Annotated in this window: 21 protein-coding genes; 10 read left to right on the forward strand and 11 right to left on the reverse strand. The window is 73.6% G+C overall.

What is annotated here, in order from left to right; genetic code table 11:
* Positions 1-22 precede the first annotated feature (22 nt).
* Positions 23-385, reverse strand: a complete 363-nt coding sequence (locus ACIF6F_RS21290) for a DUF4180 domain-containing protein (protein WP_399948751.1) — start codon at positions 383-385, stop codon at positions 23-25.
* A gap of 38 nt (positions 386-423) precedes the next feature.
* Entirely contained in the window at positions 424-1,299 is an 876-nt protein-coding gene (locus ACIF6F_RS21295; RefSeq protein WP_399948753.1) for a DMT family transporter, read from the reverse strand.
* A 132-nt stretch (positions 1,300-1,431) separates the two neighbouring features.
* On the opposite strand from ACIF6F_RS21295, the gene ACIF6F_RS21300 reads away from it, so the two are divergent.
* The 3 genes from ACIF6F_RS21300 to ACIF6F_RS21310 all read left to right on the forward strand — a co-directional run bounded on the left by ACIF6F_RS21300 (position 1,432) and on the right by ACIF6F_RS21310 (position 4,123).
* The gene (locus tag ACIF6F_RS21300; protein ID WP_399948755.1) at positions 1,432-2,562 is read left to right on the forward strand and encodes an AI-2E family transporter; all 1,131 of its coding nucleotides are present in this window, start codon (positions 1,432-1,434) and stop codon (positions 2,560-2,562) included.
* Between the two features lie 95 nt (positions 2,563-2,657).
* Complete coding sequence (locus ACIF6F_RS21305) at positions 2,658-3,131, forward strand: carboxymuconolactone decarboxylase family protein (RefSeq protein ID WP_399948757.1); 474 nt, start codon at positions 2,658-2,660, stop codon at positions 3,129-3,131.
* A gap of 68 nt (positions 3,132-3,199) precedes the next feature.
* Positions 3,200-4,123 (forward strand): RNA polymerase sigma-70 factor, encoded by a 924-nt coding sequence (locus tag ACIF6F_RS21310; protein WP_399948759.1) that lies wholly within the window; start codon positions 3,200-3,202, stop codon positions 4,121-4,123.
* Positions 4,124-4,179: 56 nt separating this feature from the next.
* Here ACIF6F_RS21310 and ACIF6F_RS21315 read toward each other — a convergent pair whose 3' ends face one another.
* The 3 genes from ACIF6F_RS21315 to ACIF6F_RS21325 form a co-directional block, all read right to left on the reverse strand.
* Positions 4,180-5,421 carry a hypothetical protein gene (locus ACIF6F_RS21315; protein ID WP_399948760.1) on the reverse strand — a complete coding sequence of 414 codons (1,242 nt, stop codon included), beginning with the start codon at positions 5,419-5,421 and terminating at the stop codon, positions 4,180-4,182.
* An 83-nt stretch (positions 5,422-5,504) separates the two neighbouring features.
* The gene (locus ACIF6F_RS21320; protein WP_399948762.1) at positions 5,505-7,286 is read right to left on the reverse strand and encodes a lipopolysaccharide biosynthesis protein; all 1,782 of its coding nucleotides are present in this window, start codon (positions 7,284-7,286) and stop codon (positions 5,505-5,507) included.
* Complete coding sequence (locus ACIF6F_RS21325; protein ID WP_399948991.1) at positions 7,283-8,488, reverse strand: glycosyltransferase family 4 protein; 1,206 nt, start codon at positions 8,486-8,488, stop codon at positions 7,283-7,285. The genes ACIF6F_RS21320 and ACIF6F_RS21325 overlap by 4 nt, the downstream gene beginning before the upstream one ends.
* 172 nt (positions 8,489-8,660) lie before the next feature.
* On the opposite strand from ACIF6F_RS21325, the gene ACIF6F_RS21330 reads away from it, so the two are divergent.
* Positions 8,661-9,149, forward strand: coding sequence for an adenylyltransferase/cytidyltransferase family protein (locus tag ACIF6F_RS21330; RefSeq protein WP_399948764.1), 489 nt, complete (start codon positions 8,661-8,663; stop codon positions 9,147-9,149).
* A 115-nt stretch (positions 9,150-9,264) separates the two neighbouring features.
* On the opposite strand, the gene ACIF6F_RS21335 is transcribed toward ACIF6F_RS21330, so the two are convergent.
* Together ACIF6F_RS21335 and ACIF6F_RS21340 are read right to left on the reverse strand one after the other, a co-directional pair.
* On the reverse strand, positions 9,265-9,996 hold the full coding sequence (locus ACIF6F_RS21335) for a CDP-alcohol phosphatidyltransferase family protein (RefSeq protein ID WP_399948766.1): 732 nt from the start codon (positions 9,994-9,996) through the stop codon (positions 9,265-9,267).
* Positions 9,997-10,050: 54 nt separating this feature from the next.
* Positions 10,051-11,262 carry an MFS transporter gene (locus ACIF6F_RS21340; RefSeq protein WP_399948768.1) on the reverse strand — a complete coding sequence of 404 codons (1,212 nt, stop codon included), beginning with the start codon at positions 11,260-11,262 and terminating at the stop codon, positions 10,051-10,053.
* Between the two features lie 90 nt (positions 11,263-11,352).
* On the opposite strand from ACIF6F_RS21340, the gene ACIF6F_RS21345 reads away from it, so the two are divergent.
* A complete protein-coding gene (locus tag ACIF6F_RS21345) occupies positions 11,353-11,859 on the forward strand; it encodes a MarR family winged helix-turn-helix transcriptional regulator (RefSeq protein WP_399948770.1) in 507 nt (168 codons plus the stop codon).
* Positions 11,860-11,980: 121 nt separating this feature from the next.
* Here the strand turns inward: ACIF6F_RS21345 and ACIF6F_RS21350 are convergent, their stop codons facing one another.
* Positions 11,981-12,301, reverse strand: coding sequence for an RICIN domain-containing protein (locus ACIF6F_RS21350; protein WP_399948772.1), 321 nt, complete (start codon positions 12,299-12,301; stop codon positions 11,981-11,983).
* Between the two features lie 116 nt (positions 12,302-12,417).
* Here ACIF6F_RS21350 and ACIF6F_RS21355 point away from each other — a divergent pair, with 116 nt between their 5' ends.
* Positions 12,418-13,635, forward strand: coding sequence for an RNA-guided endonuclease InsQ/TnpB family protein (locus ACIF6F_RS21355; protein ID WP_399948774.1), 1,218 nt, complete (start codon positions 12,418-12,420; stop codon positions 13,633-13,635).
* 195 nt (positions 13,636-13,830) lie between these two features.
* Here the strand turns inward: ACIF6F_RS21355 and ACIF6F_RS21360 are convergent, their stop codons facing one another.
* From ACIF6F_RS21360 to glgX, 3 genes are read right to left on the reverse strand one after another with little or no spacing between them, the layout of a single operon-like run.
* Positions 13,831-15,639, reverse strand: coding sequence for an ABC transporter ATP-binding protein (locus tag ACIF6F_RS21360; protein WP_399948776.1), 1,809 nt, complete (start codon positions 15,637-15,639; stop codon positions 13,831-13,833).
* On the reverse strand, positions 15,636-17,504 hold the full coding sequence (locus ACIF6F_RS21365) for an ABC transporter ATP-binding protein (RefSeq protein WP_399948778.1): 1,869 nt from the start codon (positions 17,502-17,504) through the stop codon (positions 15,636-15,638). Before ACIF6F_RS21365 ends, ACIF6F_RS21360 begins: the two co-directional genes overlap by 4 nt.
* Before the next feature lie 51 nt (positions 17,505-17,555).
* A complete protein-coding gene (glgX, locus tag ACIF6F_RS21370) occupies positions 17,556-19,910 on the reverse strand; it encodes a glycogen debranching protein GlgX (RefSeq protein ID WP_399948780.1) in 2,355 nt (784 codons plus the stop codon).
* Positions 19,911-20,091: 181 nt separating this feature from the next.
* On the opposite strand from glgX, the gene ACIF6F_RS21375 reads away from it, so the two are divergent.
* The 4 genes from ACIF6F_RS21375 to ACIF6F_RS21390 all read left to right on the forward strand — a co-directional run bounded on the left by ACIF6F_RS21375 (position 20,092) and on the right by ACIF6F_RS21390 (position 24,352).
* Positions 20,092-21,291 (forward strand): Ig-like domain-containing protein, encoded by a 1,200-nt coding sequence (locus tag ACIF6F_RS21375; protein WP_399948783.1) that lies wholly within the window; start codon positions 20,092-20,094, stop codon positions 21,289-21,291.
* 114 nt (positions 21,292-21,405) lie between these two features.
* Complete coding sequence (locus ACIF6F_RS21380; RefSeq protein WP_399948785.1) at positions 21,406-22,098, forward strand: SpaA isopeptide-forming pilin-related protein; 693 nt, start codon at positions 21,406-21,408, stop codon at positions 22,096-22,098.
* Positions 22,099-22,229: 131 nt separating this feature from the next.
* Positions 22,230-22,946: a L,D-transpeptidase family protein gene (locus tag ACIF6F_RS21385; RefSeq protein ID WP_399948787.1), complete on the forward strand. Its 717-nt coding sequence runs from the start codon at positions 22,230-22,232 to the stop codon at positions 22,944-22,946.
* Between the two features lie 161 nt (positions 22,947-23,107).
* Positions 23,108-24,352: an Ig-like domain-containing protein gene (locus tag ACIF6F_RS21390; RefSeq protein ID WP_399948789.1), complete on the forward strand. Its 1,245-nt coding sequence runs from the start codon at positions 23,108-23,110 to the stop codon at positions 24,350-24,352.
* The last annotated feature ends 49 nt before the right edge of the window (positions 24,353-24,401 follow it).

Genomic DNA, 24,401 nt, shown 5'->3' on the forward strand with positions numbered 1-24,401 from the left:
CCCTCCTCGGCCCGTCGGACGGTCAGCCGGCGAGCCGGGCGCGGAGCGCCTCCAGGTCCGGCAGGAACCAGGTCTGGCCGCCGCGGTTGCACTCGCGGACGAAGTCCCGCAGCGCCTCGCTCGCCTCCGTGTGCCGGGAGACGTCGCCCAGCACCACCATCCCCATGCGGTAGTTGACCAGCTTCTGCACGATGTCCCCGGCCACCCGCGTGCGCAGCCGGAAGAACGCGTCGTCGAACCGCCCGGCCGGCACGACCACCCACTGGGCGCCCTGGTACCAGGCCTCGCCGATGAGGTCGAGCGCGTCGGCCTCGCCGCGTACGGGCGCACCCTCGGCGGAGCAGAGCAGGACCGGGACGTCGTGGATCATCTCAAGCGTGTTCATGACGGGCAGCGTAGGCAGCGGCGTCCCGCCGGGCGACCCTATTCGGCCACCCCTCCGGCCGCCTCCTCCTCCGGTGACCGGCGGGAGAGGGCCAGGACGCCCGTCATGATCAGCGCCAGCCCCGCGAGCTCCGGGACCAGCCACCAGCCCGCCCGTACGTGCTCCTCGTACAGCAGCACCCCCAGCAGCAGGCTCAGGCTCGCGTCCCCCAGGGTGAGGGCGGGCTGCGAGGCGATCAGCGGGCCGCCCTGCATGGCGTGCTCCAGGAGCAGCAGCGCGGCGATCCCGGAGAGCGCGAAGGCGTACGTCTGCCAGGCCGTCAGGAAGCCGCCGAGACCCCGCTCGTCCAGCACGTGCACGGCCGACTTCATCAGCGCGGCGGTCACCGCGTAGCAGATCGCGGTGGCCGCGCCCAGGCAGCCGGCCCGCGCCCGGCCCGGCGGGCGCCGCAGCCCCGCCGCCGCCAGCGCGCACACCGCCGCCGCGCACCCGGCCAGGGCCGGCACCCACCGGTCCAGGGGCACCTGCGTACGGTTCCCGTCCGGCGCCGCCGCCACCATCGCCACCGCCAGCCCGGCCACCACGGCGGCCACCGCGAGCCACAGCCCGCCCGGCAGCGGCCGCCGGGCGAACAGCGAGGCGATCAGCAGGGCCAGCGGCAGCTCCAGCACGAACAGGGGCTGTACGAGCGACAGGGGGCCGGTCGCCAGGGCCAGCGCCTGGCCCGCCCCGGCCGCGATCACGGCCGCGATGCCGCCCAGCCAGAGCGGGCGCTTCAGCAGGTCCAGGACCAGGCCCGGCCGGAAGCCCTCGCTCTGCGGCACGGTCAGGGCAGCCCGCCGCTGGAGCACGGTGGCGGCAGCGTTGCTGAAGGCGGCGAACACGGCGAAGACGACCGGGAGGACGAGGGACACGGGGTCCAGCCTCGGGCCAGCCGGGGCCCGGGAGCGGACGGCCCGGCGCGGGTCGCCCGTACGGCCCCCCGGTCGGGGGAACCTCGGGCCCTGCGCGTGGCGGGCCCGGCCGCCGGTGGTACGTCCAAGGGCATGCAGCCCCGGGTGTCACCGCTCCTGCGCACGGCCGCGGCGTACGCGTGGCGCCTGATCGTCGTCGCCGCCGCCGTGTACGCGGTCTTCGCCGTCCTCGGCCGTTTCCACGAGATCGGCGTGGCCCTGTTCCTGGGCCTGGTGGTCACCGCGCTGCTGCGGCCGGTCGCCGACCTGGTGGCCCGGGGTCTGCCGCGCGGGCTCGCGGTGGGCCTGACGATGCTCGGCAGCATCGCGCTGGTCCTGGGGCTCCTCGCCTTCGTGGGGGAGGCGGTGGCGGGGGAGCGGACCACGCTGGTGCGGGAGTTCCGCGACGGGCTCGGCAGCATCCAGGAGTGGCTGTCCCGGCCGCCGTTCCACGTGGACCCGCAGGCGCTGGGCAACCTGGAGGCCCGGCTCGGCGAGTACCTGTCGAGCCACCGGTCGACCCTGGTGTCCACCGCGCTCAGCGGCGCCGGCCAGCTGGTGCACGTCCTGACGGTGCTGGCCCTCGCCCTGTTCTCCGCGGTGTTCTTCACGTACTCCGGCGACCGGATGTGGGGCTGGTACCGCGGGCAGCTGCCGGAGGGGGTGCGCGGGCGCTGGGGGGTGGCGGGGGAGGCCGCCTGGCGCACGTTCACCGGCTACACCCACGGCATCGTGCTGGTGGCGGCCGTCAACGCGGTCCTGGTCGGCATCGCCCTGTACTTCCTCGGGGTGCCGCTCGCGGTGCCGCTGGCGCTGCTGGAGTTCTTCGCCGCCTTCGTGCCGCTGATCGGCTCGCCGGTGGCGCTGGCGGTGGCCGCGGTGGTCGCGCTGGCGTCGAAGGGGCCCCTGGTCGCCGGGATCGTGGTCGCGCTGATCGTGATCATCGGCCAGATCGAGGGCCATCTGCTGCACCCGCTGGTCATGAGCTGGGCGGTCCGGCTGCACCCGCTGGTGGTCGCGATCTCGGTCGTCGCCGGCACCATCGCCGCCGGCATCGTGGGCGCGGTGGTGGCGGTCCCGCTGGTCTCGGTCGTCTGGGCGGTCCACACGGCCCTCCGCGCGGCGCCGGAACGGGAGGCCCCCGAGGACCCGGAAGGCGGCGGAGACCCGGCCGGCCCCCCGGACCCCGACCCGGACCCGGAGCCCGCCCCGAACCAGCTCTGAGGGATGTGGCGCGGGTCACCTCCAGGCCGTGTCACGGACCGTGGGCCTGTCCCGTCCCGTGGGTGTAGCCCGACACCACACCGGAGGAGCACACCATGGACGCGCGACTGGACTTCGTCACCGGCTCGGACGCCCCCAAGGCCTTCAAGCACCTGATGGCCGCGGGCCGGGAGCTCAGGGCGTCGGCACTGCCGGCCGCGACGCAGGAGCTGGTGGCCCTGCGCGTGAGCCAGATCAACGGCTGCGCCGTCTGCATCGACATGCACACCAAGGACGCGGCGGCCGCGGGCGAGACGGCGGTACGGCTGAACCTGGTGGCGGCCTGGCGGGAGGCCAAGGTCTTCACCGAGGCCGAGCGCGCGGCGCTGGAGCTGGCCGAGGAGGGCACCCGTGTCGGCGACGGCGCCGGCGGCGTCCGCGACGAGGTCTGGGAGCGGGCCGCCCGGCACTACGACGAGGAGCAGCTCACCGCCCTGGTGGTGCTGGTTTCGTTCATGAACATGGTGAACAGGCTGAACGTGATCACCCAGCAGCCGGCCGGCGACTACGTGCCGGGCCAGTTCCACTGAACGGAAGCCGGGACGACGTACGCCCGGGGCCGGCCACCGGCCCCGGGCCGGAGAGGGGGAGGCACGACATGGGCAAGACGCAGGAGTTCGAGGAGCTGCGGCCGCTGCTGTTCTCGATCGCGTACCGGATCCTGGGCAGCGTCGCGGAGGCCGAGGACGCCGTGCAGGAGGCCTGGCTGCGGTACGACCGGTCGACGACCCGGCCCGCCTCGGTCAAGTCCTACCTGTGCACCACGGTGACGCGCCTGTCGATCGACGTACTGCGCTCCGCGCGGGTCCGGCGGGAGGAGTACGTCGGCCCGTGGTTCCCCGAGCCGCTGCTCGCCGACCCCTACGAGGACCCGGAGCGGTCCGCCGAACTGGCCGACTCGCTGTCGATGGCCGCGCTGCTCCTGCTGGAACGGCTCACCCCGCTGGAGCGGTCGGTGTTCGTGCTGAGGGACGTCTTCGCCTTCGGTTTCGACGAGATCGCCGAGGCGGTGGGGCGCTCGGAGCCGGCCTGCCGGCAGCTGCTGTCCCGGGCGCGCAGGCACATGCGCGAGGGCCGGCCCCGCTTCGAGGCGGACCGCAGGGAACGGGACGAACTGGCGGCCCGGTTCTTCGACGCCCTCCACGAGGGCGACGTCGCGGGGCTCCAGGACCTGCTGGCCGCCGACGTGGCGATGACCGGGGACGGCGGGGGCAAAGCGCCGCAGCTGGCCAGGTCGATCCACGGCGCGGACAACGTGGCCCGGCTGCTGGCGGCGGTGTTCCCCCGGCTGGCGGGAATCGACGTCACGCTGGAGCCGCGGCAGGTCAACGGCCAGCCGGGCGCGCTCTTCCGGGACCGGGAGGGGAGGGTGGTCCAGGCGATGGCCCTGGACGTGCTGGACGGGCGGGTGCAGACGATCCGTCTGGTCCTCAACCCCGACAAGCTCGGGCATGTGGGGCCGGTCGGGGACGCGTGGGCGCTGCAGCGCGAGCTGAGGCAACTCCGTCGGCCCACGCCGTAGCGGTCGTGCCGCGCCCGGACCCCTTGCGGGGGCCGGGCGCGGGGCCCCGGGACGGGTCAGCCCTGGGCCGGGGTCGGGGCAGGGTGCCCGGGAGCCTCACCGGCACCGGACGGCCCGGAACCGGCATCGGCAACCGGCGTCACCCGGGAGACGCGCCACCAGGCGGCCACCGCCTTGAGGGCGGAGCCCAGCGCCAGCCCCCACGCCGCCCCGGCAACCCCCCACACCGCGTAGCCGCCCAGCAGGAAGCCCACGGACAGCAGCGAGAAGACGACCTGCACCGACAGCGTGGCCTTGGGGCTCAGCACCCGCAGCGTCAGCAGCGCACACGTGCCGAGCCCCATCACCGCGTACTGCGCCCCGGTGGCCGGCAGCAGCGCGGCCGCCGTGTCCCAGGTGGCGCCCAGCAGTTCGCGGCCCAGGCGGTCCGGCAGCGCGTACAGGGCCGCGCCCCACCCCGCGCCCACCAGCGCCAGCACCCCGCCGAGGCCGAGCGTGGCGCGTATCACCGCGCGCTTGCCGCGGAACCGGCCCAGCAGCGGCGGCCCGAAGGCGTTCGCGGAGTTGAACAGCACGTTCAGCGGCCCGAAGAGGGTGGTCGCACCGCGCAGCGCACCCACCGCCAGCGGGGTGGCCAGCACGCCGAGCCCGAAGACGGCGAGCTGGCTGGAGCCGTTGCCCACGGCGAACTCGACCACGAAGCGGCGCCCCAGGTGACCCCGCCGCAGGTAGGGGCGTACGTCCGCCCGCGTGCCGGCCGTGAACGGCCGCAGCAGCCACAGCCCGAGCGCCAGCGCCGGCAGCGCCGACAGGCCCCACACCAGCACCAGCCGGACCGGCGAGGCCCCCGGGGGCTGTACGGCCAGCGCGCCGAGCACGCACAGCAGCCGTACGGAGTCGGCGGCCAGCGCCCGGTGCGGCTGCCGCAGGGCGGAGAAGCAGTACCGCAGCCCGTCCTGGCTCAGCACCAGCGGGAGTACGGCGCCCAGGGCGAGGAACGCCCCGCCGGCCGGCCCGGACACGAGCAGCCCGGCCGACGCCGTCAGCGCGCCGGCGGCCACCGAGCCGAGGGCGGTGAACGCCACCGCGGACCGGCACACCGCACCGGTCCCGGCGCCGCGCTCCAGCACCACGGTCTGGCCGACGTACGCCATGTTGAGCCCGAGCAGCACGCTGAAGGCCACGTAGACCATCGAGAACGCGGCGAAGCCGTCGGCGGACGACAGCCGCGCGGCCAGCACCAGGACCAGGATGTTGGTCAGACTGGACGCGGCCTGGTCCAGTACGGACGAGGCCACCGCGACCAGCCGGCGGGGCTCACGGGGCGCCCCGCCCGCCGGCCCGTCCGTCCGCGGCCCCGGTATCGCGCCGGGGGCGGCCGTCACCGCTCGCCCGGGCGGACCATGCGCAGGGCGACCGTGTCACTGCCGTCGCCGGGGATGTGCTGGGTCGGGTCCGGCACCCGCTCCGCGTCCCGGACCTGCTCCCGCTCGCGGTCCGCGGCGGACGGCGGCGGCACGTGCTGCCGCCGCGGCGGCGCGGGGGCCGGAGCCGGCTCGGGGCGCCGGCCGGCGTCCTTGCCGCCCTTCCGGCCGCCCTTCTTGTCGGCCGGCAGCGCGCTGTGCAGCACCGCGCCCAGCACCGTGCCGCCCGCGCCGCTGATCAGCTCGCGGATGCGGACCAGGTCCGTACGGTGCACCGCGCGCGGGGCGCAGACCACCAGGACGCCGTCCACGCGGTCGACGAGCGCGAGCGCGTCGGCGTACGACAGGACGGGCGGTGCCAGCACGACCACGGTCGAGTTGGGGGAGTCGGCCTCGGAGATCAGGCGGGAGGCCCGCTGCGAGGTCAGGGCGCGGGCGACGTTGCGCACGCTCTCGCCGGGGATCAGGTCGAAGGAGCCGGACTCGCCGGCGTCCACGACGAGCTGGCGGCCGTCGGGCCACTCGGTCTCGGCGGCCCCGGACATCTGGCTGCTCCAGCGCGGCCGGGCACCGGTGTCGGTGCGCAGCTGGCTGGCCAGCACCGGGGTGCGCAGGTCGGCCTCGATCATCAGCACGTCCTTGCCGGTCTCCGCGAAGGAGGCGGCGAGGTTCACGGCGACCGCGGCCGCCGTCTCGCTGGAGCCGCGCGGGGCGACCACCAGCAGCCGTCGCCGGTCCGCGAACCGGGCGTCGTACGCGAGCCGGAAGGCCACCGAGCGGTACTCCTCGGCGAGCCTCGGGTCCGCCTCGCCGGCCGCGAGCAGCGGTCCGCCGCCGGTGCGGTCGCGCGGCAGGTTGCCGAGGACGGGAGCGCGCAGGGCGCGGGCCACGTCGCCGTCGGAGCGGGGCGCGGGGTCGAAGACCAGCCGCACCCAGGCCGCGAGGAGACCGATGGCCAGGCCGACGGCGCCGCCGATCAGCAGCGACATGATCAGTCCGGGGCCGTCCGGGGCCTTGGGCGGCGTGGCGGTGTTGGTGATCCGGCCCGGGGACATGTCCAGAGAGCCGAGCTTCTGGATGTCGCCGTCGATGCTGCCCTTGGTGCTGGCCGCCTCGGCCTTCTGGGTGTAGAGCGTGTCCCGGCCGGGGCCGTCGGGCGTCCGGCTGATCTCCTTGTTCAGGTCCTCGATGCGCTCGGCGATGGGCGCGACCTGCTTCTTCTTCGCCTTGACCATGTTGTCCCGCTGGGCCTCGTACGCGGCCTGGCGGTTCTTCAGGTACGCCTCGGTCATCGCGTTGGCGCGCTTGGCGGCCTCCTGCGGCGAGCTCGCGGTGTACGTGAAGCGCAGCACGAGGGTCTGCGGCGGGTTGGTGACCTGCAGGCCGCGGCGCAGGGCGCCCAGCTCGTCGTCGGCCACACCGAGGTCCTTGGCGGCGTTCTTGGCGACCTCGTTGCCGAGGGCGGCCTGCCGCTCCGAGCCGATGTTGATCAGCTTGTCCGGGGAGGAGCCGTTCGCGTCGAACGGGTTCAGCGCGGGCGCCCGCAGCACCACGTCGGAGCTGGCCACGTACGTGTCGGCGGAGGTGATCCCCAGCCACGCGCCGCCGACCAGGCCGACGCCGATGCCCCCGAGCAGGATCCGCCGGTAGCGGGTCAGCTGCCGGAACTGGTCCCTCAGAAGGTCCGGTTCGTCCTCGCCCGCGGTCACGGCCGCGGCGGGCCGGTTCGTCTCCGTCACGGCAGGGGTCCCCCAAGTGCTTCGTCTATCAGTGCGTCGATCCGGGCCAGGCCCGCCTCGCGGCTGAGGTTCGCGGCCACGTGGCGCGGGCCCGCGGCGCCGAGCTCGTCGGCCGTGACCGGGTCGTCGGCCAGTGCGTGCACGGCCTTGAGCAGGGCGCGCGGGTCCTCCGGTGCCACCAGCACACCGGCGCCCGAGCGCTGAACCTCCTGGGCGGTGCCGCCTTCGGCCGCGACCGACGCGACGACCGGTCGCCCGGCCGCGAAGTAGGAGGTCAGCTTGGACGGCACGCTCATGTCCAGGACGGCCGCGTGCTGCGTGACAGCGAGTACGTCCGCCGCGGCGAGGATATCCGGGAACTTTCCGTCCTCGGCAGGGGGGATGATGTCCAGGTTGGGTACATCAGCGGACAGTTCGGCCAAAGCGGAACGCTGACTTCCGTCACCCATCAGCACGAAGCGGACCCGCGGGTCCAGCCGGGCCGCCCCCACCAGGACTTCGAGGCCCTGCTTGAGGCCCATGTTGCCGGAGTGCAGCACGACCGTCTGGTTCGGTGCCCAGCCCATGTGGCGGCGGGTCTCGCCGCGCGGCGCCGAAGGGACCTCGACGTGCGACCAGTTCGGGACGAGTCGGATCCGCTTCGGGTCCACGCCCATCGCGACGACCTTGTCCACGAAGGTCTCGTGGATGACGCCGACCAGGGTGGCCCGCTTCAGCGCGTACGCCTCCGCCCTGGCGGCCAGCGCCGCGGCCTTGTCGCCGCCGCTGATCCCGCTCTGCGCGGCGGCCGCGCCCATCAGGTCCTGGACCACCGGGACGTACGGGACCTTCCAGCGCGCGGCGAGCCGGGCGGCCAGCACGCCGCCGGCCAGGCTGGGCATCTGCGCGAGGACCGCGTGCGGCTTGGGCATCCGCGGCGGGGCCACGGCGCCGTGCACCAGGATCGAGCCCTCGAAAGCGGCCCGCTTGACGGCGGTCTGACGGCCCGGGACGGTGTGCCTGCGCCGGTGCACGGTGACGCCCGCGCGCTTCTCGGTGCGCCGGAACGCCCCCTTGTACTGCGGGTCGAGCGACCACGAGGGGTAGTGCGGCATGCCCGCGAACACGTGGGTGTCATGGCCGAGACCGGCCCAGTGCTCCGCGATCTGCGTGGCGTATGGGCCGATTCCGGCGTGTTCGGGTGCGTAGTTCGTGGACACCAGAAGCAGTGTTCTGCGGCCGGATATGGACACTGAAGGTCCCCTTCCCCCCTGGGTGGCGCGGCCGCCACCCTAATCGTTCACCCGCACGGTGCGGAACGTGCACGCTATCGTCTGATAATCCGCCGCACTGGGGAGTGCGGCTTCTGGGGGGTTATCGATGACGGAGCGAGACATGTCCGAAGCCGGTTCGTCCGTGCGCAAGCCGTACCGGGTCGGCTATGCCCCGGGCGCCTACGATCTGTTCCACATCGGACATCTCAACATCCTCCGCCACGCGCGCAGTCAGTGTGACTACCTCGTCGCAGGAGTGGTCTCGGACGAGATGGCCGAGCTGGCCAAGGGCCGCCGCCCGATGATCCCGCTGGTGGAGCGTCTGGAGATCGTGCGCAGCGTCAAGTACGTGGACGCGGCCTTCGTGGAGACGGTTCCGGACAAGCTGGAGACCTGGAAGCAGGTCCGCTTCGACGTGATCTTCAAGGGCGACGACTGGCGGGGCACGCCCAAGGGCGACAAGCTGGAGGCCGACTTCGCGACCGTCGGCGTGGACGTCGTCTACTTCCCGTACACCGTGCACACGTCCAGCACGCAGCTGCGCCGCGCCCTGGACGCGCTCTCGCAGCCGCTCGCGGCCGAGCCGTCGCTCACCGCCGAACTGCGCTGACCGGCGCCGGAGCGGGCGGACCGGACAGCCGGTCCGGGCGCGGGCCGGTCCGCCGTTCCGCAGGCCGCCCGCCGCCCGGCAGACCACCGGGCGGTGGCCCGCTCCCGGCCCCGGCTCAGCGCTTGACGGCGCTCAGCTCCCGGAACCACTTGGCGAGGAACGTGACCAGGAACAGTGCGGCCACCGCGCCGAGCGCCGCGTACGCCCAGCGGAACAGCCCGCCGCCGCCGAGCAGCAGGAACACCAGGCAGAACACCCCGTAGTCCACCGGCAGCAGCGCGACCGCGCGCAGCGTGGACGGCGCAGCCGCAGCGCTGCCCGGGGCGGGCTTCGGCTTGAGCTTCTCGGTCAGCAGGCCGCCGAAGAAGGTGACGATCGCGGCGAACTGGAAGCCCAGCGGGACCAGCAGCCAGGCCTCGCCGCCGTCCCCGGATATGCCGTACGCCCCGGGGAAGCGGTAGAAGGCGATCAGCACGCAGGTGTGCAGCGCGGTGAGCTTGGCGCAGTCCACCACGTGGTCCAGCCACTCGCCCGCGGCGCTCCCGCTGCCGCGCAGCCGGGCGAGCTGCCCGTCGGCCGAGTCGAAGGCGAAGCCCACCGCCAGCGCCGCCCAGACCGCGACGCCCAGCCCCCACGAGGGCGCGCTCAGTGCGACCGCGGCCACCGCCGCGAAGCTGAACGCGGCACTCACCAGCGTCACCTGGTTCGGGGTGAGCCCCAGCGCGTACGAGCCCGCGGCCAGGTAGCGCCCGGCCGGCCGGTTCACGAACCGGGAGTAGAGCGACACTCCCTTCGCGGACTTCTGCGCTCCGCGCAGTTCGTGCAGCGCGGTCCCGACTCTGCCCATCGCACCCGATCTCCTCGGTAGAACGCGGGTCCGAACCGCCCGCTTCGGCGCACATCATCGCAGGACGAGTCCGCTTTCCTTCACGGGATGTTCACGAACGTCCGGAAGCAGCAGGACGGACAGGTTGGCGGCGGCCACGAGGACGGCGGCGACCAGCAGCGGCGCGGCGGTCCCCGTCACGGCGGCCAGCGGCGCGGCCACGGCGAGCCCCAACGGCCGCGAGGCGAAGGAGATCAGGGCGTCGAAGGAGCCCACCCGGCCCAGGGCCTCGCCCGGTATCCGGCGCTGCATCTCGGTCTCCCACAGCGGGCTGAGCACGCCGAGCCCGAACATCCCCAGGCAGTAGGCGGTCGCGGTGACCGGCACGGGCAGCCGCAGCGCCAGGGCGACGAGCGGCAGCGCGTACACCGCGGCGCCCACGGCCACCGAGGCCAGCGGGTTGCGGACCGGGAGCCGCCCGGCGGCCCACACGCCGGCGAGCATGCCCACGGTGCCGACCTGGGCGACGATCACCCAGGAGGCCGCGCCGCCCAGGGACTCCACCGCGATCAGCGGGCCCAGGGTGAGCAGCAGCCCGGCCGCCAGGTGCCAGACCCCGTGGGCCAGCACATTGGCCAGGAACCACGGGTGCCGCCGGGTCTCGGCCCATCCCTCGCGCAACTCCGCGACGAAGCCGGTACGTACGGCAGGGCGCGCGGCACGCGCGGTGCGCAGCCCCCCGAGGGTGAGCGCGGAGAGGGTGAACAGGGCGCCGGTCAGCAGGGAGGACCAGCCCGGCCCGACGGCGAGCATCAGGGCGCCCGCCGAGGCGGGACCGGCGATCTGGGCCAGCCCGGTGGCCACCCCGAGCCGGGCGTTGACCCGCAGCAGCCGCTCGGGCTCGGTCACCACGGCCACCACCAGCGTGTGGGTGGAGGGCGTGCCGAAGGCCACGGCGGCTCCGGTCACCGCGGCCAGCGCGGCCAGTTCGGCCACCCGGACGGGCCCGGCCAGCAGCAGCGCGCCGGTGGCGAACTGGGCGGCGGCCCGCACCAGGTCGGCGGCGAGCACCACCCGCTGGGCCGGGAACCGGTCGGCCGCCACGCCCGCGACGGGCAGCAGGAGCAGCATCGGCAGCAGCTCGCAGGCCAGCACCAGACCGAGGTCGCCGGCCGAGCCGGTGCGGACCACCGCCAGGGTGAGGGTGGTGGGGATCAGCGCGGTGGCGAAGGAGGCGAAGGTGCGGCCCGTGAGCAGCCGCCAGGTGCGCGGGGTCATCGTGGTCATGACACGGAAGTTATTTCGGCAGCGAATCATTCGTCAACGAAATAAAGGCTGCCGGACGAGGCCGGGACCCCCGCCCCGATAATGGGCCGCATGGAAGAGGAGCCGCAGGGCGAGGACTCGGTCGACCGGCACATCGCCCGCTGGCGCGGCAAGGCGCCCTTCGACGAGCGCGTCGAGGAGATCGTCACCCGCATCCAGATGCTCGCCAAGCACGTGAACCAGGCCAAGGAGCGCGCCCTCGCCGAGGTCGGGCTCCAGCTCTTCGAGTACGAGACCCTGCACCGCCTCGCCTCCCGCGGCGCCCCCTGGCGGGCCACGCCCTCCGAACTCGCCGCCGAACTCCTGCTCTCCCCGGCCGGGATGAGCGGGCGGCTGGACACCCTGGAGAAGGCCGGGCTGGTCCGCCGGCTGCGCGGCACGGAGGACCGGCGCCGGGTGGACGTGGAACTGACCGTGGAGGGGCACGCCCGCTGGGACGAGGCGATGCGGCTGCGGGGCGTGGCCGAGGACGCGATGGTCGAGCCCCTCGGCGCCGACGAACAGGCCGCCGTGTCGGCCCTGCTCAAGCGGATGCTGCTGCGCGTCGAGAACGGCTGAACCCGGCCGCTGCCGCAGGGCGGCCGGCTCCCCCCGTCCGTTGCCGTTGCCGTTGCCGTCGCCGTTGCCGTTGCCGTTGCCGTCGCCACGGCCCGCCCCGCCCCGCCCGCACGCGGTGCGGTCAGCTGACCGCCTCGATGGTGAACAACTGGCCGCCCTTGCCCGTGCAGCGCTCCATCACGGCCTCGGTCCCGGCCTCCCGGCCCGACCCCCTGATACCGACGCAGCCCTGGCCGTCGACGCGGAACACGTACACCCCGTCCCCGCGCGGCCCCGACGGCTCGACGTGGAAGCGGCTGCCCCGCGAGCAGTCGTCCATCGGCTCCAGCAGCCCGGTGCCGCCCGCGCCGTCCGCCTCGGTCAGCGCCCGCAGGCAGCCCTTGCCGTAGTCCGGGTGGTGCCACTGGATCTCGTAGAGGTCCCCGCCCAGCGGGTGGAGCACCGGCTTTGGGCCGGTAGGGAATGCGTCCTCGGGGCGGAGGCGCGGAGCGGCGGAGTTCGCTGGGTTGTCAGTGGCCTTCACTATGTTGACCCCCTCGGCTGAAGGGGGGTGTTCTCATGCAGCTCAGGTACTCATTCCGCCTGTACCCGAACGGGCCTCAGCGGGCGGCGCTGGCACGCGCGTTCGGGTGTGCGCGGGTGGTCTACAACGATGCGCTACGGGCGCGTGAGGACGCCCGTTCCGCAGGTTCACCGTTTCCGAGATCCGGTGATCTGTCCAAGATGTTGATCACCGAGGCGAAGAAGACGCCCGAACGGGAGTGGCTTTCGAACGCGCCGGTCGGAGTCCTCCAGCAATCCCTTCGAGACCTGGACGCCGCCTACAAGAACTTCTTCGACGGGCTCAAGGGGAAGCGTCCGCGCATGGGTGCGCCCCGGTTCAAGTCGAAGCGGGACAACCGGCAGGCCGTGCGCTACACCCGATCCGACCGGTGGAAGATCACCCCCGGTCGTGACCTGCACCTGCCGAAGGTCGGCGCGGTGCGGGTGAAGTGGTCCCGTACGCTGCCGTCGGATCCTTCGTCGGTGACCGTGATCAAAGACGCGGCTGGGCGGTACTTCTGCTCGTTCGTGGTCGAGACCGGCCCGGAGACGCTTCCCGAGACGACCGGTCAAGTCGGCATCGACCTGGGTCTGTCGCACTTCGCGGTCCTCTCGGACGGCACGAAGGTCGACAGCCCGCGCTTCCTGCGCCGGGCCGAGAGGAAGCTCAAGAAGGCGCAGCAGGCCCTGAGCCGGAAGGCCAAGGGCAGCAACAACCGGGCCAAGGCCCGCGTGAAGGTCGCACGCGCCCACGCACGGACTGCCGATGCGCGGCGCGAGTTCCACCACCAGCTCTCCACGAAGATCATCCGCGAGAACCAAGCGGTTGCCGTTGAGGATCTGGCGGTCAAGGGGCTCGCCCGTACACGCATGGCCAAGTCCGTGCACGACGCCGGATGGTCGGCGTTCACCACGATGCTGGAGTACAAGGCCGCCCGGTACGGGCGCACCTTTATACGCATCGGACGCTTCGAGCCCACGTCCCAGGTGTGCTCACAGTGCGGCGTCAAGGACGGCCCCAAGCCCCTCCGGATCCGCGTATGGGAGTGCGGGGCGTGCGGGGCCGTCCTCGATCGGGACATCAACGCGGCGGTCAACGTCGCGAAGGCGGCCGGACTGGCCGTGTCAGCCTGCGGAGCGCGGGTAAGACCGGGACTCGTCCCGGCACAGCGCGATGAAACAGGAACCCACCGAGACGGTCAGCCGACCGTGGTAGGAATCCTCTCCCTTTAGGGAGGGGAGCGGAAGTCAAACACGGGCATCCCGGCTCGGGGCGGGATCCCCGGCGGACGTCGCCACCGTCGTGGCACGGGGGTCCACGACGGCAGACCTCGGCCATGTCCTTCGGATCAGGCCGGGCCCGCTGATCCGGCCCGATCCGAAGGACACGGCCGCCCGGCCAGGGCTCCCACCCGGCCGGGCACCTCGTCAGACCAGGCTGTCGCGCCAGGCGCGGTGCAGGTCGGCGAACCGGCCGGCGCCCGCGATCAGTTCGGCGGGCGTCCCGTCCTCGACGATCCGGCCCGCGTCCATGACCAGGACCCGGTCCGCGATCTCGACCGTCGACAGCCGGTGCGCGATGACCACGGCCGTCCGGCCCTCCAGGACGGTGCGCATCGCCCGCTGGACGGCCCGCTCGCCCGGCACGTCGAGCGAGCTGGTCGCCTCGTCGAGGATCAGCACCGCCGGGTCGGCGAGCAGCGCCCGCGCGAACGCCACGAGCTGCCGCTGCCCGGCCGAGATCCGGCCGCCCCGCTTGCGCACGTCGGTGTCGTACCCGTCGGGCAGCGCGCTGATGAAGTCGTGGGCGCCGATCGCCTTCGCGGCCTGCTCGATCTCCGCCCGGGTGGCGTCCGGCCGGCCGATGGCGATGTTCTCCGCGACGCTCCCGGAGAACAGGAACGCCTCCTGCGTCACCATCACCACGCCGCGCCGCAGTTCGGCGGTGGACAGTTCCCTCAGGTCCGTGCCGTCCAGCAGCACCCGGCCCTCGGAAGGGTCGTAGAACCGCGCCAGCAGCTTGGCCAGCGTCGACTTCCCCGCCCCCGTCGACCCGACCACGGCGACCGTGCTGCCGGCCGCCAGACGCAGCCCGAACCGCGGCAGCACCTCGCCGCCCGTGCGGTAGCCGAAGCTCACCCCGTCGAAGACCACCTCGCGGCCCGGGCGGGCACCGTCCCGTGCCGGCAGCTCCCGCGGCGCGGCCGGCTCGGGCACCGACGGCACCTGCGCCAGCAGCCCGGCGATCTTCTCCAGCGAGGCGTAGGCCGACTGGTACGCGCTCAGGAACATCGCGAGCTGGTCGATCGGCTCGTACAGCCTCCGCAGGTACAGCACGCAGGCCGCCAGCACGCCCAGGTCGAGCGAGCCGGTCGCCACCCGGTACCCGCCCCACAGCACGATCGCCGCCACCGCGGTGTTGGCGGTCAGCCGGGAACGGACCACGTAGCGGGCCATCTCCACCAGCGCGTCGCCGTTCCGCACCTCCAGGTCGCGGTTGAGCGTACGGAACTCCTCCTCGTTCGCCCGCTCGCGCCGGAACACCCGCACCGGGCGGATGCCGTTGAGCGTCTCGGCGAACTTCACGATCACCGAGGCGGTGGCCGTGGACCGGGCCGAGTAGATGACCTGCGAGCGCCGCCGGTAGCGGCGCACGAAGAAGGCGAGCGGTCCGAAGCTGGCCACCGCGACCGCGCCGAGCCCCAGGTCCAGCCAGAGCAGCATCGACCCGATGAACACGAAGGACAGCAGCATCGACAGAAGTTCCTGGAGCCCCTCGCTGAGCAGCTCCCGCAGCGACTCCACGTCCGTGGTGGACCGGGAGATCAGCCGCCCCGAGGTGTAGCGCTCGTGGAAGTCGACGCTCAGCGCCTGCGCGTGGCGGAAGATCCGGCCCCGCAGGTCGAGCAGCACGTCCTGGTTGACCCGGGCCGCGGTGCGGATGAAGCCGTACTCGAAGGCCCCCGCGCCCAGCGCGCACACCAGGTAGCCCGAGGCGACCGCGAGCAGCGGACCGTGGTCGCCGGCCCGCACCGCGGGAACCCCGCGGTCGATCGCGTACGCGACCAGCAGCGGCCCGGCCTGCCGCGCGGCCTGCTGGAGCACCAGCAGCAGCCCGGCCAGCGCCACCGTCCCGCGCCGCGCGGCCACCAGGTCCCGCAGCAGCGCCCGCGTCGCGCCCGGCGGCGCGTCCAGCTCGTCCCGGTCGAAGGCGTCGCCCTCCGGCACCGCCGTCATCGTTCGTCCCCCTCTGCCCCGAAGGGCCCCGTACCCGACATCAGCCAGGCGTACTCGGCGTTGTCGCGCAGCAGTTCCTGGTGCGTGCCCACGGCGGTGACCCGGCCGCCGGACAGCAGCGCCACCCGGTCGGCCAGCAGCACCGTCGACGGGCGGTGCGCCACCACCAGCGCGGTCGTGTCCGCCAGCACCTGCCGCAGCGCGGCCTCGACCAGTGCCTCGGTGTGCACGTCCAGCGCGGACAACGGGTCGTCCAGCACCAGGAAGCGCGGGCTGCCGGCCACCGCCCGGGCCAGCGCGAGCCGCTGCCGCTGGCCGCCGGACAGGCTCAGGCCCTGCTCGCCGACCTGCGTCTGCGCCCCCTCCGGCAGTTCGTGGACGAAGCCGGCCTGTGCGGTCTCCAGGGCGCGGGTCAGCTCGGGCCCGCCCATCAGGACGTTCTCCGCGACGCTCGCCGAGAACAGGGTGGGCTCCTCGAAGGCCACCGACACCAGCGACCGCAGCCGCTCGCGTGGCATCGCGGTGATGTCCTCGCCGTCCAGCGTGATCCGCCCGGAGTCCACCTCGTGCAGCCGCGGTACGAGCGCGGTCAGCGTGGTCTTGCCGCTGCCCGTGGCGCCGACCAGCGCCATCGTCTCGCCCGGCCGGATGTGCAGGTCGATGCCGTCCAGCACGGGCAGCGAGCCGGGCTCCGCATCCGGGTAGCGGAAGCTGACGCCCTCGAAGCGCAGCCCGTCGCCGCGGGGGCCGTTCCCGGCCAGGCCGTCCTCGCCCCGCCCGTCCCGGCCCGTCGGCTCCTCGTCCCGGCCCGCGGTGTCGTCCTCGCGCTCCGCGTCCATCGCCTCGAAGAACCGCTCGGTGGCGGTCGCGGCCTCCTGGCTCATGGCGAGCAGGTAGCCGATGGACTCCACCGGCCAGCGCAGCGCCAGCGCCGTGGAGAGGAAGGCCACCAGCGTGCCGGCCGTCAGGTCCCCGTCGGCGACCCGGACCGTGCCGATCACCAGGGCCGCGCCGATCGCCAGCTCGGGCAGGGTCGTGATGACCCCGGAGATGTTCGCCAGCAGCCGGGCCTTGGCCAGTTCCGTGCCGCGCAGTTGCCCGGACAGCTCGCGGAAGGCCCGCGCCTGGCTGCGGTGCCGGCCGAAGCCCTTGACGATCCGGATGCCGAGGACGCTCTCCTCCACCACCGTCGTCAGGTCGCCCACCTGGTCCTGGGAGCGGCGGGCCACCAGCGAGTACCTCGCCTCGAACATCCCGCACAGCAGCACCAGAGGCACCACCGGCGTCAGCAGCACCAGCCCCAGGGTCCACTCCTGCGCCAGCAGGATCGCGCAGCCCACCGCCACGGTGACCCCGTTGACGACGAGGAAGGTCAGCGGGAAGGCGAGGAAGAGCCGCAGCAGCATCAGGTCCGTGGTCCCGCGCGACAGCAGCTGCCCCGACGCCCACCGGTCGTGGAACGCCACCGGCACCCGCTGGAGGTGCGCGTACAGGTCCGCCCGCATGTCGGCCTCGACGCGCGACAGCGGCCGGGCCACCAGCCAGCGCCGGAGGCCGAACAGCAGCGCCTCGACGACCCCGAGCGCCAGCACGGCCAGCGCGCCGAGCCACACCCCGCGGGTGTCGCCCGCCGCGACCGGGCCGTCGACCAGCCACTTGAGGACGAGCGGGATGACGAGCCCGACACACGAGGCGACGATCGCGATGAACACGGCCAGCAGCCAGCGCGCCCTGACCGGTCGCACGTACGGCCACAGGCGCAGCAGCGTGCGGACCGCCGACCGCTCGGGCGGCGTCGGGTCAGGGGAACCGGCCCCGGCCGGGGCGTCGGACGGGGCTGCTGGGGAGGCATCGAGGGCAGACATCAGGGGCGAGCCTACGGTTCGCTCCTGACAGGGGACAGCGAATATCGGGCCTCACCCGGTCACCCGCCACAGCAGCACCGACCGCGCCGGAACCGTCACCGCCGCACCGCCCCGGTGGCGGTCGCCCGGGGCCTCCGCCTGGTCCTCCCGCGAGGTGTCCACCACCAGTTCGTACCCCGAGGCCCAGGGCGGCCCGGGCAGGGTCCAGGACAGCGGCCGGTCACCCGAGTGCAGCAGGGCGAGGAAGCTGTCGTCCGTCACCTTCCGGCCCCGCGCGTCCCGTCCGGGGATGTCCCGGCCGGACAGGAACAGGCCCACCGCCGCCGCCGGCGCGTACCAGTCCCGCTCCGTCATCTCCGTACCCGCGGGCGTGAACCAGGCCAGGTCCCGCAGCCCGTCCGCCTCCTGCGGCCGCCCGGAGAAGAAGGCCCGCCGCCGCAGCACCGGGTGGGCCCGGCGCAGCCCGGTGAGCCGGGCGGTCAGCGCGCACAGCTCCCGCCAGCCCGGGTCCTCCAGCAGCGACCAGTCCACCCAGCTCACCGCGTTGTCCTGGCAGTACGCGTTGTTGTTGCCGCCCTGGGTACGGCCCATCTCGTCGCCCGCCGTCAGCATCGGCACGCCCGTCGACAGCAGGAGGGTGGTGACCAGGGCGCGCAGCCGGCGGCGGCGCAGCGCGGCGATCCGAGCGTCGTCCGTCTCGCCTTCCGCGCCGGAGTTCCAGGACCGGTTGTCGTGCGTGCCGTCCCGGTTGTCCTCGCCGTTCGCCTCGTTGTGCTTGTGCTCGTAGCTCACCAGGTCGCGCAGGGTGAAGCCGTCGTGGGCGGTGACGAAGTTGACCGACGCGTACGGGCGGCGGCCGCCCCACGCGTACAGGTCGCTGGAGCCGGACAGCCGGTACCCGAGGTCCCGCACGTCGGGCAGCGCGCCCCGCCAGAAGTCGCGCACCGCGTCGCGGTACCGGTCGTTCCACTCGGTCCACAGCGGCGGGAAGGCCCCCACCTGGTAGCCGCCCGAACCCACGTCCCAGGGCTCCGCGATCAGCTTCACCCGGCGCAGCACCGGGTCCTGGGCGATCACCGCGAGGAACGGCGAGAGCATGTCCACGTCGTGCATGGACCGGGCGAGGGCCGCCGCCAGGTCGAAGCGGAAGCCGTCCACCCCCATCTCGGTCACCCAGTACCGCAGGGAGTCGGTGATCAGCCGCAGCACGTGCGGACGGCCCGCGTGCAGGGTGTTCCCGCAGCCGGTGTAGTCGGCGTAGCGGCGCTGGTCGGACTGGAGCCGGTAGTAGCCGCGGTTGTCGATGCCGCGCAGCGAGAGGGTGGGGCCCAGTTCCCCGGCCTCCGCCGTGTGGTTGTAGACCACGTCGAGGATCACCTCGATGCCGGCCGCGTGCAGCGCCCGCACCATCCGCTTGAACTCGCCCACCTGCTGCCCGGCCGTCCCGGAGGCCGAGTAGCCCGCGTGCGGGGCGAAGTAGCCGATCGAGTTGTAGCCCCAGTAGTTGCGCAGGCCCCGGCGCAGCAGGTGGTCCTCGTGCGCGAACTGGTGCACCGGCAGCAGCTCCACCGCCGTCACCCCCAGCCGCGTCAGATGGGCCACGGCCGCGGGGTGCGCCAGCCCGGCGTACGTGCCGCGCAGCTCGGGCGGGATCTCCGGGTGCCGCATGGTGAAGCCGCGTACGTGCAGCTCGTAGATGACCGAATCGGCCCACGGCGTCTTGGGCCGCACGTCGTCCGACCAGTCGTCGTCGTCATGGACCACCACGCCCTTCGGGACGTACGGGGCCGAGTCCCGGTCGTCGCGTACGGTGTCGGCGATGTACTGCTGGGGCCAGTCGCGGACGTGTCCGTACACCTCGGGCGGCAGTGAGAAGTCGCCGTCCACCGCACGGGCGTACGGATCGAGCAGCAGCTTCGCCGGATTGAACCGGGCCCCGGTCCACGGGTCCCAGCGCCCGTGCACCCGGAAGCCGTACCGCTGGCCCGGCCGCACGCCCGGCACGAAGCCGTGCCAGATCTCGTGCGTCAGCTCGGGCAGCGCGCAGCGCGTCTCGGTGACCACACCGCCCTGCTCGTCGAAGAGGCACAGCTCCACCGCCTCCGCGCCGCCCCCCGCCCACAGCGCGAAGTTGGTGCCCGCCACCCCGTCCGGGCCCACCCGGTACCGCGCCCCCAGCGGGGTCGGGGCCCCCGGCCACACCGCGGGCCCCGGCACGGCGGGCGCCGCGCGCCGGGGCCCCGGCTCCGCACGCCGCCGCTCCCCGGGCCGCCGTTCCTCGGGCCGTCCGTCGTCGCGGCGGCCGTCCCGCACCTCCTCCCGTACCGCTCCGTTCACCCGCGGCACGGGCGAGGACTGTCCGCCCCGCGCCGCCGATGCCGCCTCCCGCTCCGCTGCGCTCGACACTCTCCGGCCTCCCGCGGCTCTGGGTACCCGCGGAGGGGACGCGGCGTCCCGGCCGCGTCCCGCCCCCGTCTGGTCCTTCTCCCAGTCATGCCCGCAACTCGCCCCGCACTCACGTTTCCCCCGGAGGGCCGCGGTCGTTGGGACGGTCGTGAGAGATGCGAAGAGGCGGGCAGGGGCGGGCTTGGCCGCCGTGGTGGCCTGGGCGGGGTTGGTGGCCGTACTGGCCGGGTGTTCGGGTGCCACGGGGGCCGGGGGCGTCGAGGTCGAGCTGCCGGGCAAGGCCCTGGCGCCGCACGAGGCCATCCGGGTCACCCCGGCGGACGGGGCCAAGGGGGTGCCGGCCGACGGTCCGCTGACCGTCACCGTGCCCGAGGGACGGCTGGAGCGGGTGGTGGTCACCAAGGTGGAGGACGCGCAGGAGGAGCCCGTACGCGGCGCCATCGCGGCGGACGGGCTGAGCTGGAGCCCGGACCCCTCGGCCGGACGGCTCGCGCTGGCCGCCAAGTACACCGTGGACGCCGTGGCCCTCGACGGCCACAACCGGCGCCAGGCCCGGCACACCAGCTTCACCACCTACGTGCCCGAGGAGCGCTTCATCGGCTACTTCAAGCCCGAGAACCGCTCCACCGTCGGCACCGGGATGATCGTCTCCTTCAACTTCAGCCGCTCCATCGAGAACCGGGCCGAGGTCGAGCGCGCCATCACCGTCACCTCCGAGCCGCCGGTCGAGGTGACCGGGCACTGGTTCGGCGACGACCGGCTGGACTTCCGGCCCCGCGAGTACTGGAAGCCCGGCACGCAGGTGACCGTGGAGATGGCGCTGCGGGACGTCGAGGGCGCGCCCGGCTCGTACGGCATCCAGAACAAGACCGTCCGCTTCACCGTGGGCCGCTCCCAGATCTCCACCGTGGACGCGGCCGCGCACACGATGGTGGTGCGGCGCGGCGGCGAGGTGCTGTCGACCGTCCCGATCAGCGCCGGAGCCCCCAAGACGACCACCTACAACGGGAAGATGGTCGTGATGGAGATGTTCGACGTGACCCGGATGAACGGGCAGACCGTCGGGTTCGGCGGCGAGTACGACATCCCCGACGTCCCGCACGCCATGCGGCTGACCACGTCCGGCACCTTCCTGCACGGCAACTACTGGGCCTCCCCGGACACCTTCGGCTCGCTGAACACGAGCCACGGCTGCGTGGGCCTGCGGGACGACAAGGGCGGCGGCTCCGACACCCCGGCCGGCTGGTTCTTCGACCGCACCCTGATCGGTGACGTGGTCGAGGTCGTCAACTCCAAGGACAAGACCGTCGCCCCGGACAACGGCCTGGGAGGCTGGAACCTGTCCTGGGCGGACTGGGTCGCCGGATCGGCCCTCACCTGAGAGTGATTGTCTGACCGGAATGCCGTAGCGGGGGAGTGTCGTCCGGCCGCCCGCGCCGCCTCCCGTCCACCCTGACCCAGGACGGGACGAGCCGCAGGCAACGGACGGAGAGCCATGACCCCGAGGACGGTCCCCGGAAGGACAGCCGCCGCACGGACGGCGCGGCTGCGGGCCCTCGGCCTCGCGGCCGGGGCCCTGCTGGCCGCCGCGCCCCCGGCGCTCGCGGCCTGCCCGGTGCCGGACGGGCCCGGCACCGCCGGCCCCGCCCCGGCGGTGGCCCCGGCCGCCGTCCCGTCCCCGGGCCGGCAACCGGGCGGCGGGCCCGAGGCCCAGCCTGCCGGCCGACCGGGTGTCCAGCCCGCAGGACAGCCGGCAGGACAGCCGGCGGGGCAGCCTGCCGGACAGCCCGTCGGCCAGGCCCCCTTCTCCGGCACCGTCCGCGTGGTCGCCAGCGACGCCAAGAACGGCAGCCGCGTGCCCGGCTCCGTCTTCGAGCTGTGGGTCGAGACCAACGGCAAGCCAGGCCTCCAGACCCGCGAGCCGGGCCCGGACCGGGAGGTCCTGCCGGACTGCGCCACCGACGACAACGGCATCTGCGAGTGGACCCGCCTCCCCAAGAGCGACTACTACGTCCGCTCCGTCGACATCTCCGAGGGCTACGAACTGCCCGACCAGACGGTCAAGGGCCCGGTGCGGCTCGGCAGCGGCAGCGCCCCGCCCACTCTGGTCCGGGTCTACTTCTCCCACCCGCGCACCGAACCCATCGAGAGCGGTGGCGAGGACGCCCGCAGGACCCCCGCCCGCTGAACCGCCGGAACACCGTCACCGGTTCGGCCGTCACCGCTTCGGACCACCCGCCCGGCGCCGCGGCCGGAGGTCGGCCGACACTGGACGGGACACCACGTTCCGTGTTCGGCAGGGGGGACGAGGAGGACGGCTTGACTTCCCGGATAGCCCTGGCAGGGGCCCTGGCCCTCGCGGCACTCACCCTCATCCCGGCCGCCCCGGCCCTGGCGGACCCGGCCACCGGTTCCGCCCCGGCCACCGGCACCGCCCCGGCCGCCTGCACGGCGCGCACCGGCCCGTACCAGCGGCCGATGGAGGCCTACCTGGGCCGCACCGTCGACGGCCGGCAGAGCCCGGCGGACTGCGAGGCCATCAGGGCCTTCCAGCAGCAGCAGCGCCTTGAGCCCGCGGACGGCTACGCGGACCTGGCCACCTACCGCACCATGACCGCCCTCAAGGCCCGCAAGGACCCCAACGCGGCGGGCCGCTGCCCGGTCCGCGAGCACCGCGTCACCTGCATCGACATGGACCGCCAGCTGCTGTGGGTGCAGACCGGGAAGAAGGTCGTCTTCGCGCCCGTGCCCATCCGCACCGGACGCGACACCCAGGAGACCCGCTCCGGCTGGCACGAGGTGTACTGGCGCAACATCGACCACAAGTCCAGCCTCTACGACAACGCCCCCATGCCCTACGCCCAGTTCTTCGACGGCGGTCAGGCGCTGCACGGCCGGCTCGACGACCTCTACGACGGCGGCGGCAGCGCCGGCTGCGTCAACCTGTTCCTCTCCGACGCCAAGGCCCTGTGGAACCTGCTCGGCATCGGCGACCGGATCTACGTCTGGGGCACCAAACCGGGCACCGCGGACTGACCCGGGCCCCCGTTCTCGCCCGGAGCCCCCTCCCCGCCCGACCGGTTGGGACGGAACGGTGACACGGCCGTGTCCGATCGTCACCCTCCGGTGTGGTTACCTTGCGCCAAGCGTGCGACTGTCCGCGCGCGGGGGACAGGGGACCTGGGGAGAAGAACAGCGTGAACGTGCAGCCGATACCGGGGGAGTCGCGCACGCGGCGGGGCCGTGCCCGCACCGGACTGTCCGCCCTTGTGCTGGGGGCGGCCCTGCTGCTCACCTCGGCGTGCAGCGGCGGAGCCGCGGGCGGCAAGGGCGGTGACGACCCGAAGGGCGGCGGCGCCGGCAAGAGCGGTACGGAGGCCTCGCAGGCCGTCGTCACCATCACACCGGCCGACGGCGCCAAGGAGGTCGCGACCAGCGGCATCCTGAAGATCACCGCGGCCAACGGCAAGCTCACCACGGTCACCGTGGCCGACACCAAGGGCAACCCCGTCGAGGGCAAGCTCGCCGCCGACGGGGCGAGCTGGGAACCCGAGCGCCACCTGGGCGCCGCCACCGAGTACAAGGTGCACGCGGTCGCCAAGGACAGCGCCGGCCGCGAGTCCGCCAAGGACATCACCTTCACGACGCTCACTCCGAAGAACACGTTCGTCGGCCACTACACCCCCGAGGACGGGTCCACCGTCGGCGTGGGCATGCCGGTGTCCATCAACTTCACCCGCGGCATCACCAACCCCGAGGCCGTGGAGAAGGCCATCACCGTCACCGCCGAGCCGTCGGTGCCGATCGAGGGCCACTGGTTCGGCAACGACCGGCTCGACTTCCGCCCGGAGAAGTACTGGGCCGCGGGCACCAAGGTCACCGTCAAGCTCAACCTCGACGGCGTCGAGGGCCGGAAGGGCGTGTACGGCAAGCAGACCCGCACGGTGAAGTTCACCATCGGCCGCTCCCAGGTCTCGACGGTCGACGCCAAGTCCCACCGCATGACGGTGGTCCGCGACGGCCAGGTCCTGAAGAACGTCCCGATCACCGCGGGCGCCCCGTCCACCACCACGTACAACGGCCAGATGGTGATCAGCGAGAAGTACAAGGTGACCCGGATGAACGGCGCCACCGTGGGCTTCGGCGGCGAGTACGACATCAAGGACGTCCCGCACGCGATGCGGCTGTCCAACTCCGGCACCTTCGTGCACGGCAACTACTGGGCCCCCGGGTCCACCTTCGGCAGCGAGAACGTCAGCCACGGCTGCGTGGGCCTGCGCGACGTGCGCGGCGCCTGGGACGAGAAGGCCCCGGCGGCCTGGTTCTTCGACAACTCGATCATCGGCGACGTGGTGATCGTGAAGAACTCCGAGGACAAGCAGATCGCCCCGGAGAACGGCCTCAACGGCTGGAACATGCCGTGGTCGGAGTGGGTTTCCTGACACTCCCGGGCGCTTGCCCCCACCCCGTTAACGGGCACTAACCTGCCCG

Origin of the sequence: Streptomyces sp. NPDC086023 (genome assembly GCF_044540325.1) — a bacterium.
GTDB lineage: Bacteria > Actinomycetota > Actinomycetes > Streptomycetales > Streptomycetaceae > Streptomyces.